This is a genomic window from Mesorhizobium sp. M0029 (genome assembly GCF_040323735.1).
GTDB lineage: Bacteria > Pseudomonadota > Alphaproteobacteria > Rhizobiales > Rhizobiaceae > Mesorhizobium.
Genome location: NZ_JAMYVF010000004.1, coordinates 224000 through 241097 on the forward strand (window position 1 = coordinate 224000; position 17098 = coordinate 241097).

Annotated in this window: 13 protein-coding genes; 8 read left to right on the forward strand and 5 right to left on the reverse strand. The window is 62.8% G+C overall.

What is annotated here, in order from left to right; genetic code table 11:
* Window positions 1-6: 6 nt before the first annotated feature.
* A complete protein-coding gene (locus NKJ76_RS09240; protein ID WP_023712599.1) occupies window positions 7-465 on the reverse strand; it encodes an SRPBCC family protein in 459 nt (152 codons plus the stop codon).
* Between the two features lie 143 nt (window positions 466-608).
* Between NKJ76_RS09240 and NKJ76_RS09245 the strand changes: the two genes are divergently transcribed.
* From NKJ76_RS09245 to NKJ76_RS09255, 3 genes are all read left to right on the forward strand, one after another.
* Window positions 609-2414, forward strand: a complete 1806-nt coding sequence (locus tag NKJ76_RS09245; RefSeq protein ID WP_023712598.1) for an IlvD/Edd family dehydratase — start codon at window positions 609-611, stop codon at window positions 2412-2414.
* Between the two features lie 332 nt (window positions 2415-2746).
* A complete protein-coding gene (locus NKJ76_RS09250) occupies window positions 2747-4228 on the forward strand; it encodes a flavin monoamine oxidase family protein (protein ID WP_352537275.1) in 1482 nt (493 codons plus the stop codon).
* A gap of 110 nt (window positions 4229-4338) precedes the next feature.
* Window positions 4339-4704 carry a hypothetical protein gene (locus NKJ76_RS09255; RefSeq protein WP_352537276.1) on the forward strand — a complete coding sequence of 122 codons (366 nt, stop codon included), beginning with the start codon at window positions 4339-4341 and terminating at the stop codon, window positions 4702-4704.
* Window positions 4705-4721: 17 nt separating this feature from the next.
* Here NKJ76_RS09255 and NKJ76_RS09260 read toward each other — a convergent pair whose 3' ends face one another.
* Both NKJ76_RS09260 and pdxR read right to left on the reverse strand, forming a co-directional pair.
* The gene (locus NKJ76_RS09260) at window positions 4722-6341 is read right to left on the reverse strand and encodes a trimethylamine methyltransferase family protein (protein ID WP_023745244.1); all 1620 of its coding nucleotides are present in this window, start codon (window positions 6339-6341) and stop codon (window positions 4722-4724) included.
* Window positions 6342-6547: 206 nt separating this feature from the next.
* Window positions 6548-8041: a MocR-like pyridoxine biosynthesis transcription factor PdxR gene (pdxR, locus tag NKJ76_RS09265; protein ID WP_023669484.1), complete on the reverse strand. Its 1494-nt coding sequence runs from the start codon at window positions 8039-8041 to the stop codon at window positions 6548-6550.
* A 427-nt stretch (window positions 8042-8468) separates the two neighbouring features.
* On the opposite strand from pdxR, the gene pgi reads away from it, so the two are divergent.
* From pgi to NKJ76_RS09280, 3 genes are all read left to right on the forward strand, one after another.
* A complete protein-coding gene (gene pgi / locus NKJ76_RS09270; protein WP_502902285.1) occupies window positions 8469-10112 on the forward strand; it encodes a glucose-6-phosphate isomerase in 1644 nt (547 codons plus the stop codon).
* Window positions 10109-10840, forward strand: a complete 732-nt coding sequence (locus NKJ76_RS09275) for an HAD family hydrolase (protein ID WP_023688783.1) — start codon at window positions 10109-10111, stop codon at window positions 10838-10840. Before pgi ends, NKJ76_RS09275 begins: the two co-directional genes overlap by 4 nt.
* Before the next feature lie 69 nt (window positions 10841-10909).
* A complete protein-coding gene (locus tag NKJ76_RS09280) occupies window positions 10910-11131 on the forward strand; it encodes a hypothetical protein (RefSeq protein WP_155922478.1) in 222 nt (73 codons plus the stop codon).
* Window positions 11132-11215: 84 nt separating this feature from the next.
* Here the strand turns inward: NKJ76_RS09280 and NKJ76_RS09285 are convergent, their stop codons facing one another.
* The gene (locus tag NKJ76_RS09285) at window positions 11216-11923 is read right to left on the reverse strand and encodes a class I SAM-dependent methyltransferase (protein WP_352537277.1); all 708 of its coding nucleotides are present in this window, start codon (window positions 11921-11923) and stop codon (window positions 11216-11218) included.
* A 29-nt stretch (window positions 11924-11952) separates the two neighbouring features.
* Window positions 11953-13944: a long-chain fatty acid--CoA ligase gene (locus NKJ76_RS09290; protein ID WP_352537278.1), complete on the reverse strand. Its 1992-nt coding sequence runs from the start codon at window positions 13942-13944 to the stop codon at window positions 11953-11955.
* 476 nt (window positions 13945-14420) lie between these two features.
* Here NKJ76_RS09290 and NKJ76_RS09295 point away from each other — a divergent pair, with 476 nt between their 5' ends.
* Together NKJ76_RS09295 and NKJ76_RS09300 are read left to right on the forward strand one after the other, a co-directional pair.
* Complete coding sequence (locus NKJ76_RS09295; protein WP_023669491.1) at window positions 14421-16019, forward strand: ABC transporter substrate-binding protein; 1599 nt, start codon at window positions 14421-14423, stop codon at window positions 16017-16019.
* Window positions 16020-16066: 47 nt separating this feature from the next.
* Window positions 16067-17074, forward strand: a complete 1008-nt coding sequence (locus NKJ76_RS09300) for an ABC transporter permease subunit (protein WP_023669492.1) — start codon at window positions 16067-16069, stop codon at window positions 17072-17074.
* Window positions 17075-17098 lie beyond the last annotated feature (24 nt).

The following is a 17098-nucleotide window of genomic DNA, read 5'->3' on the forward strand; positions in this document are numbered from 1 at the left end:
CTCCCCTCAAGGGGGAGGGGAACCCACCTTCTCGCCAAAGCTTGAAAAGAACTGCAAGGCCAGCTTCTTCGAAGTCGATTCGATGAGCCGGCTGCCGAGTTGGGCGATCTTGCCGCCGACTTCGGCTTTGGCAAAGTATTTGAGGACCGTCGCATCCGGCCCGTCCGCCGTCAGCGTCACGTCGGCGCCACCCTTGGCGAAGCCGGCAATACCGCCCTTGCCCTCGCCCTGGATGGTGTAGGAGTGCGGCGGCTTCAGGTTCTTCAATGTCACCTCGCCGTTGAATGTCGCCTTGATCGGTCCGATCTTCAACACCACCGTCGCCGCCATTTCGGTCGGCGATTTCATCTCCAGGTGCTGGCAGCCGGGAATGGTCGCCTGCAAAACCTTCGGATCGTTCAGCGCGTCCCACACTTTCTGCAGGGGGGCGGCAATGCGTTCCTCGCCTTCGATCACCAAAGCCATCGACACCTCCCGGACAGACTTCGAAGGCCTAACGCACGGTCTGGTCTGTGTCTATCGCACCAAAGTCCGGTTGCGACGGTGCGCCCTCTTGCCTGCTTCCGCGCGTTGCCATATCGATTTGTCTTACAAATACGGAGACCATGATGGCAGGCGCCCCCACCGGAAAGAAGAAATTTCGCTCGCAGGAGTGGTTCGACAATCCCGACAATCCAGGCATGACCGCGCTCTACCTCGAGCGCTACCTGAACTACGGCCTGACGCGGGCCGAGTTGATGTCGGGCAAGCCGCTGATCGGCATCGCCCAGACCGGCTCGGATCTGTCGCCGTGCAACCGCCACCATATCGAACTCGCCAAGCGCGTGCGCGAAGGCATCGTCTCGATGGGCGGCATCCCCTTCGAATTCCCGTGCCATCCGATCCAGGAGACCGGCAAACGCCCGACCGCGGCACTCGACCGCAACCTTGCCTATCTCGGCCTGGTCGAAGTGCTTTACGGCTATCCGCTCGACGGCGTCGTGCTGACCATCGGCTGCGACAAAACCACGCCGGCGCTGCTGATGGCGGCGGCCACCGTCAATATTCCGGCCATAGCACTTTCGGTCGGACCGATGCTCAATGGCTGGCACAAAGGCAAGCGCACGGGATCCGGCACCATCGTCTGGGAATCGCGCCAGCGGCTCTCCGCCGGCGAGATCGACTATGACGAGTTCATGGACATCGTCGCCTCATCGGCGCCGTCGACCGGCTATTGCAACACCATGGGCACCGCCACCACGATGAACTCGCTGGCCGAGGCGCTCGGCATGCAATTGCCGGGCTCGGCTGCCATCCCGGCGCCCTATCGCGAGCGCGGCCAGATCTCCTATGAGACGGGCAAGCGCATCGTCGAGATGGTGCATGAGGATCTGAAGCCGTCCGACATCATGACGCGCAAGGCCTTCGAGAACGCCATTGTCGTCAATTCGGCGATAGGCGGCTCGACCAACGCGCCGATCCACCTCAACGCGATTGCCCGCCATCTCGGCGTGCCACTCACCAATGACGACTGGCAGACGGTCGGCCTCCATGTGCCGCTCATCGTCAATCTGCAGCCATCGGGCGAATATCTCGGCGAGGACTATCACCATGCCGGCGGCGTGCCGGCTGTGGTGGCCGAACTGATGAAGGCCAAGCTGCTGCCTTATCCCGAAGCGATGACCGTCAATGGCAAGACTATCGGTGACAATTGCAAGGGTGTCGCCAACGAGAACACCGACGTCATCCGCACCGTCGCCGAGCCGCTGAAGGCCAATGCCGGCTTCATCAATCTCAGCGGCAATCTGTTCGATTCCGCAATCATGAAGATGAGCGGCATCTCGCCGGAATTCCGCGAGCGCTATCTCTCCAACCCGAACGACCCGGAAGCCTTCGAAGGCAACGCCATGGTCTTTGACGGGCCGGAGGACTACCACGCCCGCATCGACGATCCGGCGCAAGGCATCGACGAGCACACCATCCTGTTCATGCGCGGCGCCGGCCCGATCGGCTATCCCGGTGGCGCCGAGGTGGTCAACATGCAGCCGCCCGCTTATCTCATCAAGAAGGGCATTCACGCGCTGGCCTGCATCGGCGATGGCCGCCAGTCGGGCACATCGGGCTCGCCCTCTATCCTCAACGCTTCCCCGGAAGCCGCCATTGGCGGCGGCCTGGCGCTGCTCAAGACCGGCGACCGTGTGCGCATCGACTTACGCAAAGGCACTGCCAACATCCTCGTCACCGACGAGGAAATCACGCGCCGCCGTGCCGAACTGCAGGACGATGGCGGCTACCACTATCCCAAGCACCAGACGCCATGGCAGGAAATCCAGCGCTCCATGGTCGACCAGTTCTCGGAGGGCATGGTGCTGAAGCCGGCGGTGAAATACCAGGACGTCGCGCACACCAGCGGCGTGCCGAGGGACAATCACTAAGCACCCGCTTGATATGAAAATGCCGGCCTGATCGGGCCGGCATGAAAGCCTTGGCGTAAGCTTGTTTGGATGGCGGCCTCAGGGTGGAGGCGGGCCGGACGAAGCGGCGATGGCTGTGATGCCGGAGAGTCGTCCTGCCTTGCGGATGACTGGTGTGTGATACTGTTTCTTCATAGGACCCGTTGCCCGTTTTAGATCACTGCTCGCACGCCAACTGATCCCACCTGTCAGTATGACATTGCAGTCCTCGTCAGTTTCGGGTTTTTTGACACGAAATCAAGAGGGGTCCAGAGAGTCGTCCATGATGATGGTTTTCCGCCACGGGCGTATCCTTGCCGCCTAGCCCGATCGACATTGCCCCGGTCGACATTGCTATTGTCGGCGCGGGCATGGCCGGTCTCTTCCTGGCGTGGCGCTTGTCCCAAAGTGAAAAGCCCGCAAGGATCGCTGTTTTCGAATCCGCCGGTCGCGTCGGCGGTCGGGCCTCCACGGTCTCATTTCCCGGAGAGCCGAACTTCAGCATCGATCTCGGCGCGATGATGCTGATGCCGCAACATCGGCTACTCAAAAAACTCATGGCGACGCTGGATGTAAAGCTGTCGGGTATGGACGTCGTCACCGGCGCCAACCGGCTCCATCTGCGCGGTAGGAGCCTGCCCTACGCCGCTATATCGCGCTTTGCGCCGCGCCGCCTGTTTGCCTATGACGTGACGCGTCGGCTGCAGGAAAAAGGCCCGTCCCGCCTGCTGCGAAAGGCGGCAGCACTGATCCTGCCGGGTTCGGAGGCCTTCGGCAGCGCCGAATGGAACGGCGCCGCAGGCTTCGTTTATGGCGGCCGCAAGCTGGCGGATTGGGCGACTTGGGATGTGCTGGCGACGGTCTTGACCCCGGAGGAAATGGCTTTTGCCGAGGACGCGGTGGGCTATTCGTTGCTCCTGCGTGGACCCAACGCCGCCGAGACGTTCAGGCTTGCGCTCGGCGAGCTGAGCGGCGGCCGCTCCTATTGTTCCCCCGATGGCGGGTTCCAGCCGGTTGCGGAGCGAATGGCCGGGCGGATCGCTGTCAGCGGCGGCGCCGTCCATCTCGATCACACCGTGACCGCCATCGCCCGCTCGGCGCAAGGGATGGTCTTGTCTGTCGAGGGGCAGGGCGGGACGGTCGAGGCGCGCAAGGTCGTGCTGGCGTTACCGGTCCGCCCCCTGCGGACCCTGCTGGAAAAGTCCGGCATCGAGCAGCCCAGCGATCTGCCGGCACCGGAACCCTGGCCGATGCTCACGCTGGCCGCCTGCTATGCCAGCCCGTGGTGGGCTCGAAACGGCATCGCGGCCGGCCACAGCGTGACCGATCTGCCGGCTCGCCAGATATGGCAGTTCACAAAAGCGGACGCTCGCGACGCGACGATTCGTCGGAGCGTCGCCATGGCCTATTGCGATGGCAAGCACATGGTATTCTGGCGCTCACTGCTGCCTGAGCTCGCTCGGCGCCACGGCTTTGCGGTTTTGGCCGAGGGACATTCCGCGCTGGAGGCCTTTCACGGCCAGATGGTCGAAGTCCATGGCAAACACGGCGCCATCTCGAAACCCATCGGCGGGTTTGCGCAGGATTGGGGTGCGCCGGCCTATGGCGGCGCGTCGCATGTCTGGGACCGTGGCATAGATATCTCCGGTATAAAACTGGCGAGCCATACGCTCGCTCCGGGCATTCATGTCTGTGGCGAAGCGTGGTCCAACAATCACGGCTGGATCGAGGGCGCGCTGGAAAGTGCGGAAGACCTGTTGCAGCGGGAATTCGGGCTCGACGCCTGGTTTGCCTGAGACTCCGGAAAGGCGATGAAAAACGATCCTACATTCCCATATGAGTGGTCGGCTATCGGACGGAAAGTATCAACGTGACTAAACGGCGCTCTTCCCTCGGTTTCCTCGGCATGTTCGGCCGCTCGGGTGACTTGCGGGAACTGGACAACGCGCTGCGCGGCGCCGACCTTCACCCGGCACTGGTGCCAGAGGGAGTAAAGCTCACCATCGTCAATCTGATGAAGGATCACTGGCCGGACGAGCCCCCGCCAGAGGCTTATCGGTCCGTGGCGCAGCTGTTTGGTTATTGCATCGCAGGCCCACAAACCTTTGAGCAGGCCAATGGGCCGGAGCGGCGGCTGGACGCTGAGCGCCGCATCGAGGCAGCGCTTGAAACCGGCGACAGCCTGGATGCCCAGATCGTGCTGATGGCGCTGCATGGCAAGCTGATCAGCAGCGCCGAAGTCGTCGAGCGCTTTGGGCTAAGTGCGGACTGACCTTCGTAAGGTGAAGCTTACCCGCCCATGCCGCTGCGTGGCAGCTTGATCATCTCGCCGAAGCGGGCGCGCAATTTGTCGTCTAGCAGCTTCGGCACATGGCGCGGGAAGCGCTCGGCAAGCACGCGCTTCTTTTCGATGATCGCCCGCTGCAAGATGTCGGGCCGGCCCTTCTCGTTCCATTCCTTGGGCGAAAAGCGGTCGCCGACGGCCGGATAAAAATACTCGGTCTGCATCAGGCGCAGCGTCTGCTCGTTGCCGAGATAGTGGCCTGGGCCATTCATGCAGACTTCGGTGATGGTGTCGATCGACAGCGCTTCGTCGGTCACTTCGATGCCCCGCACGCAGCGCAGGCAGTGGCCCAGCATGTCATTGTCTATGATCAGGCTCTCCAGGCAAAAGCCGAGCAGCGAGGCGTGCATGCCCGCCGATTCATAGACCAGATTGAGGCCGGCAAGACCGGCCATCACGTCGGTGATCCCCTTTTCATAGCCGGACTGGATGTCGGGCAGTTTCGAATCCGTCATGCCGGCGGCCGAGCCGCCCGGCAGGTCGTAGAACTGCGCCATCTGCGCGCAGGCCGAAGTCAGTACTGCCTGCTCGGCCGAGCCGCCCGACATGGCGCCGGTCCTCAGGTCGGAGACGAACGGCCAGGTGCCGAAGATCGCCGGATGCCCGGGCTTGATGGCGTTGACGTAGATGAGGCCGACCAGCACTTCGGCCACCGCTTGCACCACAGCGCCGGCAATCGCCGCGGGAGCGGTGGCGCCGGCCTGGCCGGCCGATAGAAGCAGGATCGGGATGCCGCCGTCGACACAGGCTTCGAGCACGCCGCAGGCGTCCTCGGCAAACTTCATCGGCGGCACGACGAAGCAATTGGAGTTTGACACGAACGGCCGGGCGCGAAAGTTCTCCTCGCCGCCGGCGATCGCATAAAGCATTTCCAGCGCCGGCTGCACGTTCTCGCGCACCGTGAACGAGGTGCCGACATGCTTCGACGTGCCCATCACGCAGGCGTAGAGCGTGTTGAAGTCCATTTCGAGCGGATCGGGAATGTCGCGCGGCACCATCGGCCGCTGGAAGAAATGGATGTTGTCGAGCCCTTCGACGAGGCGAGCGGCATCATAAATGTCCTGCACCAGCGACTCGCGGTATTCGCGCTTTTCGACATCGACCAGATGCACCGCCGCACCCGCCGTGCCGTAATGCACGCGCTTGCCCTGGATCAGCATGTCATGCCTGGGGTCCTGGCCGTGCAGCGTAAAATTTCGCGCGGCTCGTCTGATCGTGTCCATCACAAGCCCGCGTGGGAAACGGACGCGGCCGTCATCGCCGTAAACGGCGCCGACCCCGGTCAGCGCCTCGACGCAGGAGGGAATGGCATTGGCGAAGCCGACGGTCTCCAGCAGCGTCAGCACCGCTTCATGGATGCGCTCCTGGTCGTTCCGGTTGAGCGGGCCGTAACTGCCGCCTTCAAGCCCGGCACGTACCGGCCTGATGTCGTCGGCCAAAGGTGCTGCCCGCATGGCGCGGCGCGCTTCGCGCCCGCCGGATCGTCGCGAACGCTGGTCGGCTGATGTATCTTTAGGAGCCGCATCCTTAAGAGCCGCATCCTGCTGCTCAACAGCCACTGACATGGGGGGCACTCCACCTTTAGCTTGCGAAACACGACGCGGTGATTGGTCCACCGTCGGCCTGCTTCGTCCCTCTGTCAGCCGACTATGCCGTTGCCATTGGCCCAGCCTATGGGCCAGTCAACGCAGCCGAGTATGCCAGAGAGCTAATGCAGAATGTTGGTGATCATGCCAAGGGCCGGGCTGTTCAAAGCCCCGGCACAGGCAAATCAGGCTGCAGCGGGCCTGCGTCCGGCTGCGGTCGCGAGCTCGCGAATACCCGGCTCGATGTGCTGCAGTGCGATCGAGGAAATGCCCAAGCGCATGAAACGCGACGGCTTTTCGGTGCGATCGAAGAAGCGATCGCCCGGCTCGATGATGACGCTGCGCGAGGCCGCGGCCTCGGCCAGTCCACGTGAATCGGTGCCGCGCGGGCCTTCCAGCCAGAGCGATGTGCCGCCGGCCGAATCGGTCGAGCGCCATTCCGGCAGGAATGCGGAAATCGCATGGACCAGACGCTTGCGCCGCTCGTCGAAGGCCGACGACAGCCGCCGCACCAGGGCTTCGTGATGGCCGAGCGACAGGAACAGCGCGACCGCGCGCTGGTTGTTGGCCGGCGGGTGCCTGAGCATGAAGCGACGCAGCGCCCTGAGCTCGGAGATTAGTCCAGCCGAAGCGACGATGTAGCCAAGCCGCAGGCCCGGAGCCAGCGTCTTCGACATCGAGCCGACATAGACGACGCGACCCGAGCGATCGAGGCTCTTCAGCGCCTGCTGCGGCGCCTCGTCGAGAAGCTGGCTGTCATAGCCGTCCTCGATGATGATCTGGTTGTGGCGGTTGGCGCGCGCCAGAAGGTCCTGCCGCCGCTCCGCCGACAGCGGCACCATGGTCGGGCAGTGGTGGCTGGGGGTGACGAAGACAAAGCCGGAATCGTTGGGAATGGACGAGGTGACGATGCCGGACTGATCGACCGGAACCGGCTGGATTTCGGCGCCTGCCAAGCGGAAGATCGAGCGCGCGTCGGGGTATCCCGGGTCTTCCATCGCGACCTTGGAGCCCTTTGTCATCAGCAGTGTCGCCAGCATATAGAGCGCGTTCTGGGCGCCCAGCGTGACGATGATCTCGTCCGGATTGGCGAAGATGCCGCGCCGCGGCAACAGCCGCGCCTGGATCTGCTCGATCAAGAGCGGATCGTCACGATCGACCATGTCGGAGGCCCAGTTGCGGATTTCGAGCACGGCCAGCGCCATGCGGTTGCACTCACGCCATTCGGCTGTCGGGAACAGCGCCGGGTCGAACTGGCCGTAGACGAAGGGGTAGGAGGACTTGATCCAGTTGTCGTGCTTGGCCGGTGGCGGCATGTCGCTGGCGGCGATCTGCCGGCGTGCCTTCCAGTCGATCTCGTTCTGCTGGTCGGGCGCCTTCTGGTGCGGCTTGGCGGGGGTGGCCAGCACATCCGGATTGACGAAATGGCCGCGCCGTTCGCGCGCCACCAGGAAACCTTGGTCGACCAATTGCTGGAACGCCAGCACCACAGTGCCGCGCGCGACGCCGAGTTTTTCAGCCAGGATGCGGCAGGACGGAAGCGGCATCGAAGCGGCGATCTGCCGGTCGAGAATGGCGGCGACGATCGCCTGACGGATCTGCGCCTGCAGGGTCTGGCCCGATTCCGCCGAAATCCGGAACAGGCCGGACCATATGGCCGTGTCGTTACGCTGTGGCATGGAAGGTGTTCCTCGATGGCCAGTCTTTTTTGCTTGGCTGGACCAGCGGAAGGTAACCGTGGCACAAGGGGTTGCGCCAATCAATTTTTCTGATCGCTGGGATTTATGCCAGTGATCTATGCGCGACGCGCAGCGTCGTCGCATCCCCGGGTGACGCTTGCGTCATCCCGCAGCGCGGACGCCCGCGCGATGCGAAGCGTCGTCGCGCCTCATTATCCCCAGCGCGACGCGCAGCGTCGTCGCTACTCCCATCAAATCATCCAGCGCGGCGCGCAGCGTCATAGCTCCATCACATCGCACTATGCTGCACTGCGTCATCCCCACGCATTGAAACATGCGGAATTCGGCTCAATAAGATCAGCGCGACGACACGCGCCGGAAACATCCGGTCTGATAAGATGTCGTGAAAAACGATCAGGAGCCGAAAGTGGATCATTCCTCCTTCGACAAACAGCTTGTCGCCTTGCGTGCTGCGCGCGCGGCGGCATCGGGTACGATGCGCGAGGCTTTTGCCGCCGACCCCAAGCGCTTCGAGACGTTCTCGGCCAGCGACGGCGACCTTTTGCTCGACTGGTCGAAATGCGCGGTCGACCAGGGCACGATGGAACTGCTCGAGAAGCTCGCCGCCGCCGCCGATCTCGAAGGTCGCCGCGCCGCAATGTTTTCCGGCAAGAAAATCAACATCACCGAAGACCGCGCCGTGCTGCACACGGCGCTGCGCAACCTCTCGGGCAAGGGCGTCACCGTCGATGGCCAGGACGTCAAGGCGGATGTGCTGTCCGTGCTCGACGCCATGGGCGCTTTCGCCGACGCCATTCGCTCCGGCAAGGCCGCCGGCGCCACCGGCAAGAAAATCACCGACATTGTCAACATCGGCATTGGCGGCTCCGATCTCGGCCCGGCCATGGCGACGCTGGCGCTGGCGCCCTATCACGACGGCCCGCGCGCGCACTACGTCTCCAACATCGACGGCGCCCATATCCACGACACGCTGAAGGGCCTGTCGGCCGAAACCACCCTGTTCATCATCGCCTCGAAGACCTTCACCACGGTCGAGACGATGACCAATGCCGAGACGGCGCGCGAATGGGTGCAGAAGGCGCTCGGCAAGGAAGCTGTCGGCAAGCATTTCGCCGCCGTCTCGACCGCGCTCGACCTGGTTTCCAAGTTCGGCATCGAAGCGGATCGCGTGTTCGGCTTCTGGGACTGGGTCGGCGGCCGCTATTCGCTGTGGGGCGCCATCGGCCTGCCGGTGATGATCGCCATCGGCCCGCGCAACTTCCGCGCCTTCCTCGATGGCGCGCATGAGATGGACGAGCACTTCCGCACCGCACCCCTGCAGAAGAACCTGCCGGCGCTGCTGGCGCTGGTCGGCTGGTGGCATCGCGTGATCTGCGGTTATCCGGCGCGTGCGGTCATCCCTTATGACCAGCGCCTTTCCAGGCTGCCGGCCTATCTGCAGCAGCTCGACATGGAATCGAACGGCAAGGGCGTCACCCTCGACGGCACGCCGGTGACGACGCCGACCGGACCGCTGGTCTGGGGCGAGCCCGGCACCAATGGCCAGCACGCCTTCTTCCAGCTGCTGCACCAGGGCACCGATTCCATCCCGGTCGAGTTCCTTGCCGCTGCCGTCGGCCATGAGCCGGATCTGAAGCACCAGCACGATCTACTGCTTGCCAATTGCCTGGCCCAATCGGAAGCGTTGATGAAGGGCCGCACGCTGGACGAGGCTCGCGCGCAGATGCTGGCCAAGGGCATGAAGCCGGCCGATGTCGACAGAATAGCCCCGCACCGCGTCTTCTCCGGCAACCGCCCCTCGGTGACGATCCTCTACCGCAAGCTCGACCCGCGCACCTTCGGCCGGCTGATCGCGCTTTACGAGCACCGCGTCTTCGTCGAAGGCACTCTGTTCAACATCAATTCCTTCGACCAATGGGGCGTCGAGCTCGGCAAGGAGCTGGCGACCGGCCTGTTGCCAGTCGTGGAAGGCAAGGAGAGCGTCGCCAAGCGCGACGCATCGACGGCCGGGCTGGTGGCGCGCATCCAGCAACTGCGGGGGGCGCAATGAAAAATCCGGCCGACATCAAGGGCATATTGTTCGACAAGGACGGCACGCTTGTCGATTTCAACGCGACCTGGCTCGGCATCGCCGATTTCATGGCCATGGATGCTGCCGAGGGCGATCGCTGGAAAGCCGACAGGCTGCTTTCAGCGGCGGGCTTCGATTTTGTCGCCAAGCGTTTCAAGCCGGATTCCATCTTCGCCTCGGGCACCAACATGGATGTCGTCGAACTATGGTTCCCGCGCCTGTCCGACGAGGACCAGATGCTGGCCGTCGCCCGTTTCAACGAGATCACCTCGGTGCAAGGCTCATCGATGGCGGTGGCCTTGCCCGGCATCGTCGCGGCGCTGACGGCTCTGCACAAGCGATCCTACCGGCTCGGCGTCGCCACCAATGATTCGACTGCCGGTGCCGAAAAGACCATGGTCACGCTCGGCGTCGCGCAGCTGTTCACCGCCGCCTATGGCTATGACGCGGTCGCCAATCCGAAACCGGCGCCGGACACGATCGTCGCCTTTTGCGACCTGACCGGGTTGAAGGCGTCCGAGATCGCCATGGTCGGCGACAACCGCCACGACCTGGAGATGGCGCGTGCCGGCGGCTGCGGCCTGGCGGTCGGCGTGCTCTCCGGCACCGGCACGCGGGAATCGCTGGCGTCGATCGCCGATGTCGTTCTGGATTCGGTTGCCGACTTGCCGGACTTTCTGTCGGCGCGGGTCAAGGAGACGGTCTGACGGGGGCCTGGGGCAAACTCAATTCGGCTCGGGATTTCCCCGCCAATGGCCGAGTTGGGGGAAGCAGCCATGAAACTATGGAGCTTCTGGTTTGTTTTCGGACATAGTGGGCTACTCATCAGCAGAGCAAACGTACCCGCATCTGCCGCACCTGATCTTGGCGCTTGCGTTATCGATGTCTTCGCCAGGCTGAAGCTCGAAGCCGCGATTTTCGCACTTTGGGCAAACTATGAAGCCGATACGTTGAACAACTTTAATCCACGCCATTCGACTTCTCCTATCAACGGCTAATCCAATCTATTTTCTGCCCCTTGAGGTTTGTCCACAATGAGTAGAATCCGGCCATTCAGAGCGACTGGGCTTTGCCGCGTCGCGCTAGCAATCTTCCGGCTCGAACCAAAACACACCGCTCGGCTTGGTCACATCACCCTTTGCGTCGCCGAAATCCGGCACCTGATATTCGGCGAGCAATCGTAGCCGCGACAGCGGCAGATCGGCGCGGCGGGGATCGCCGACCAGCACCTCGATGCCGGCTGCCAGGCAGCGGTCGAGGAACGGGATCATCCGCAGAGCAACCTCGCGGCCGTAGAACACGTCGCCGGCAAGCACGAGGTCGACCGCTGGCGGCGGGCCCGTCGTGATATCCTGGTCGACAATGGTGATCTCGACGCCGTTGGCCAACGCGTTGAGGCCGATCGCGGCGACGCCGTTGCGATCGATCTCCGCCGCGATCACCGCGCTGGCGCCGGCCTTGGCGGCGGCGATGCCGACGAGGCCCGAGCCGGCGCCGAGGTCGAGCACGCGGTGACCGGCCACGATTTGCGGATGGTCGAGTATATAGCGCGCCAGCACGGCGCCGCCGGCCCAGGCATAGGCCCAGTAGGGCGGCTGCGGCTCAGCTTCGTGCTCCTCGGTTTGGCTGCCGTCTTCCGGTCCATGAGCTCGCCACTCGACAAGCCGCCTCAGGCCGCTGCCGGGATGAGCCGTATAGAGCTGGATTTCAGGGAGCGCGGGAACGGGCGCAAGCCGCAGGTTCGCCCTGATGAACACTACTGCATCGGGACGCCGACTATCGTCCGCCATCCCGCCGTCGCCAGGCTCGCCGTTCAAACTTATTCCCGCAGCGCCCGGCGCAAAATCTTGCCCACCGGCGTCTTCGGCAGTTCGGTTCGGAACTCGATGTATTTCGGCCGTTTGTAGCCGGTCAGGTTCTCGCGGCAATAGGCGGTCAGTGCCTCGACGGTCAGCGCCGGGTCCTTCTTGACCACGAACAGCTTCGGCACCTCGCCCGAATGCTCGTCCGGCACGCCGATCGCCGCCACTTCGAGCACGCCCGGATGCTGGGCGACGACTTCCTCGAGTTCGTTCGGATAGACGTTGAAGCCGGAGACCAGGATCATGTCCTTCTTGCGGTCGACGATCTTGGTGTAGCCGCGCTCGTCCATGAAGCCCATGTCGCCGGATTTGAAAAAACCGTCCTTGGTCATCACCCTGGCGGTCTCGTCCGGCCGGTTCCAGTAACCGGCCATGACTTGCGGCCCGCGGATGCAGATCTCGCCGACCTCGCCGAGCGGCAGGTTGTTGCCGTCACCGTCGCGGATGACGATCTCGGTCGACGGCAGCGGCAGGCCGATCGTGCCGGTGAAATTGCTGTCGCTGAACTTGTTGGCGGTGGCTACCGGCGAGGTCTCCGACAGCCCGTAGCCCTCGGTGATCGAATTGCCGGTCAGCGCCTTCCAGCGCTCGGCAACCCCCTTCTGCACCGCCATGCCACCACCCAGCGTCATGATCAGCGGCTTGAAGTCGATCTTGCGGAAATCCTCGTTGTTGAGCAGCGCGTTGAACAGCGTGTTGAGGCCGGGGAAAATGTGCATCGGGTATTTCTGCAGCTCCTTGACGAAGCCGGGAATGTCGCGCGGGTTGGGAACGAGCACGTTCTGGGCGCCCTGCTGCATGCCCATCAGCGCGTTCACCGTCAGCGCGAAGATATGGTAGAGCGGCAGTGCGCAGATGAAGTTGAGATGCGCCGGTTTCGGCTTGATCGCATAGGCGTCCTGCAGCCACAGCGTGTTCTGCGCGACATTGGACAGCACATTGGAGTGCAGCAGCACAGCACCTTTGGAAATCCCCGTGGTTCCGCCGGTATATTGCAGGAAGGCGACGTCGCCGGCCTCCATCTTGGCCGGTTTGAAGGCGATGCCGGCGCCGGCTTTCACCGCCGCATTGAATTTGACATGGCCGGGCAGCGACCAGGCCGGCACCATCTTCTTCACCCGGCGCACGACGAGGTTGACGATCGTGCCCTTGAGGGCGCCGAGCATGTCGCCCATCGCCGCGACCACCACATGCTTGACCGCCGTCCTGGCAATCACCGCGTCCAGGGTGCTGGCGAAATTCTCCAGAATGACGATCGCCTGCGCGCCGGAATCCTTGAGCTGATGTTCGAGCTCGCGCGGCGTGTAGAGCGGATTGATGTTCACCACGACATAGCCGGCGCGAAGCACGGCCATCATCGCCACCGGATATTGCAGCACATTCGGCATCATCAGCGCCACGCGTGCGCCTTTCTGCAGGCCCTTCGATTGCAGATAAGCGCCGAAGGCGGCCGATTGCCGCTCGAGTTCGGCATAGGAGATCGACTTGCCCATGCAGACGTATGCCGGCTGGCCGGAAAACTGCTTACAGGCGCCGACGAGGAAGTCGCCGATCGAACTGTAGGGCAGGGCGCCGATCTCCGCCGGCACTACTTTCGAATAGCTTTTTAGCCATGGCTTTTCCGGCAAGCCCGCGGCAAGCGCCGTCAGCGTATTCGGCAGTTTTTTGGCCGCGCCCGGCGACGGCTTCGAGGCGGGCTTCGCCGCGGCTGTCTTGGCGGCTGGCGGCTGGGCGGGCTTTGCAGCGGGTGCTGTCTTCGCCGCGCGCTTGACCACAGGTTTCGCTGCCGGCTTGGCGCTTGCCTTCGCCGGCGTCGAGGTTGCCGTTGGCTTGACAGCGGGAGTGGCTTTGGCCGGTGGCGCTTTCGACTTGGCGGCAGCGGCGGCCGGTTTTGAAGCTTTCGCCGCTTTTGCTTTCGCCGGGGCCGTTGTCTTTGTTGCTTTCGCCACCTCTAGCCTCCCTCGGTCGTTCTGTTGCCTGCTCCTGCTGCGCCGCCTCGATGTGGTGAGGCGTCCTCCGCTGCAGCGATGTCGCGGATTCCCGGAAAATCCAGCGTGTCATCTATCTATTGCGACTATCGGCGGCCGTGCAAGTCTTGCCCCAGCGGCAGGACGGCAAAGATTTGCCGCCGAAATCCTTCCCGCGATGCCAGCTCAGGCAATGCCGTCCTGTCATCTCGGTGGCGAAACCCAGGCTTGTGGATTTTTGGCTTACGATTGCTGCGATCAATGAAAAAATGCGGTCGTTAACAATCCCGTGATTAGCAGATTTTGCTATTTGTTTCTGCAGTTCGTCAAAGACCGAGAAATATTTTCTGCTTACGGTGGGGTAGGCAAACAGGGTGTTCCAAAGCCGGAAAAACGGTGCTTATATGCGCGCTTCGCGAGCCTATAGAGGGGCTTGGAAGAACATCAGGGAGTGCTCAATGAAAAAGAAACTGACTTTTGCAGCCGCGTTGCTGGCTGCAAGCGTCCTCGGCGGTGTGGCCAATGCCAAGACGCTGGTCTATTGCTCGGAGGCCTCGCCGGCCAACTTCGACCCGGGTACCACGACGGGCGGCAACGACTTCGACGCCTCGTCGCGCACCGTCTATTCGCGCCTGGTCGAGTTCAAGCATGGCGGCACCGAAGTTGTGCCCGGCCTCGCCGACAAATGGGAGATTTCGGACGACGGCCTGGTCTATACTTTCCACCTGCATCCGGGCGTGAAGTTCCAGACGACGGATTTCTTCAAGCCGACGCGTGATTTCAATGCCGACGACGTCGTCTTTTCGTTCGATCGCCAGTTCAACAAGGAAAACCCCTGGAACGGCGAGAAGTACCTGCCGAACCTGACCTGGGACTACTACACCGGCATGGACATGCCGAAATACGTCGCCAAGTGGGAAAAGGTCGATGACCTGACCGTGAAGCTGACATTGACCGAACCGAACGCGCCGATGCTGGCCAATCTCGGCATGGACTTCGCCTCGATCGTGTCGAAGGAATATGCCGACCAGCTGGAAAAAGACGGCAAGATGGCCGACTTCTCGACCAAGCCGGTCGGTACAGGTCCGTTCCAGTTCGTCGACTACCAGCTGGATTCGGTCATCCGCTATGCGGCCAACCCGGACTACTTCAAGGGCAAGGAAAAGATCGACGATCTCGTCTTCGCGATCACGCCTGACGCCACCGCCCGCATCCAGAAGGTGCTCGCCGGCGAATGCGATATCGCGCCCTATCCGAATCCTGCCGACATCGGCACGATCAAGGCCAACGCCGACGTGACCCTGATGGATCAGGCTGGCCTCAACATCGGCTATATGAGCTACAACACCACCATCCCGCCGCTCGACAAGCCTGAAGTGCGCCATGCGCTCAACCAGGCGATCGATCGGGAATCGCTCATCAAGTCGCTGTTCCAGGACGCCGGCGCCACGCCGGCCGTAAACCTGATCCCGCCGACCATGTGGTCGTGGAACAAGGACGTGAAGTCCGACGCCTATGATCCGGAAGCCGCCAAGAAGGTGCTGGCCGATGCCGGATTGAAGGAGATCCAGCTTTGGGCCTCCGACCGCGTCCGTCCCTACAACCCGAACTTCCAGCGCGCCGCCGAACTGATCCAGGCTGACTGGGCCAAGGTCGGCGTCAAGGCGGAGATCGTCAGCTACGAGTGGACGAAGTACCGCGAAGAAGGCAAGAAGAAGGAGCGTCCGGGCGCCTTCCAGATCGGCTGGACCGGTGACAATGGCGATCCGGACAATTTCTTCGCTACGCTGTTCGCCTGCTCGGCCATCGGCGTGTCGAACTACTCCAGTTGGTGCGACAAGGACTTCGAGGATCTGATCCAGAAGGCCAAGAAGACCAGCGACCAGGCCGAACGCACCAAGCTCTATGAAGAGGCGCAGGTTGTCTTCCAGAAGCAGGCTCCGGCCTTCCTCATGGCACACAGCCAGGTCTACGCAGTCGTGCGCAAGAATGTCAGCGGCTTCATGATGGACCCGCTCGGCATTCATCGCTTCGACGGCGTCGACAAGGCCGAATAGAACTGTTAGGCGGGCGGCGCGCAATCAGGCGCCGCCCGCTTTTCAAGATGCTCCGATATCTCCTAAACAAAATCGTCTTGGTGCTGCCGACGCTGATCGGCATCACCATCTGCGCCTTCGCTTTTGTCAGGCTGCTGCCCGGCGATCCCATTCTTGCCATGGCCGGCGAGCATGGCGTGTCGCCCGAGCGTTACGCGGAACTGAAGGAACAGTTCGGCTACAATTTGCCGATCTGGCAGCAATACGCGCATTATGTCCGCGATGCCGCGACCGGCAATTTCGGCGTGTCGATTTCGTCCAAGCGGCCGGTCATCGAAGATTTCATGACGCTCTTCCCGGCAACCATCGAGCTCTCAGTCTTCGCCATGATCTTCGCCATGGTGCTGGCCATCCCGGCCGGCATCATTGCTGCGGTCAAACGCGGCTCCTGGTTCGACCAGGGGCTGATGGGCACCGCCCTCGTCGGCTATTCCATGCCGATTTTCTGGTGGGGTCTGCTGCTGATCATCTTTTTCTCCGGCTATCTCGGCTGGACCCCGGTTTCAGGACGTATCGGCCTTCAGTTCTTTATCAAGCCGATCACCGGCTTCCTGACCCTCGACAGCCTGCTCTACGGCAAATGGGATGCTTTCCGCTCGGCATTGAGTCACCTGGTGCTGCCGACAATTGTGCTCGGCACCATCCCGCTGGCGGTGATCGCGCGCCAGACGCGCTCGGCCATGCTCGAAGTGCTGGGCGAAGACTATGTGCGGACCGCCCGCGCCAAGGGCCTGTCGTCGTCCCGCGTCATCGGCGTGCATGCGCTGCGCAATGCGCTGATCCCGGTGGTCACCACCATCGGCCTGCAGGTCAGTACCCTGCTCGCCGGCGCCATTCTCACAGAAACCATCTTCGCCTGGCCGGGCATCGGCAAGTGGATGGTCGAATCCATATCCAAGCGCGACTATGTCGTCGTGCAGTCAGGCTTGCTGCTGATCGCCCTTATCGTCATGGCGGTGAACCTGATCGTCGACGTGCTTTATGCCGTCATCAACCCGCGCATCAGGGCGGCGTGATGAGCCAGTCGACCGAAATCGCCC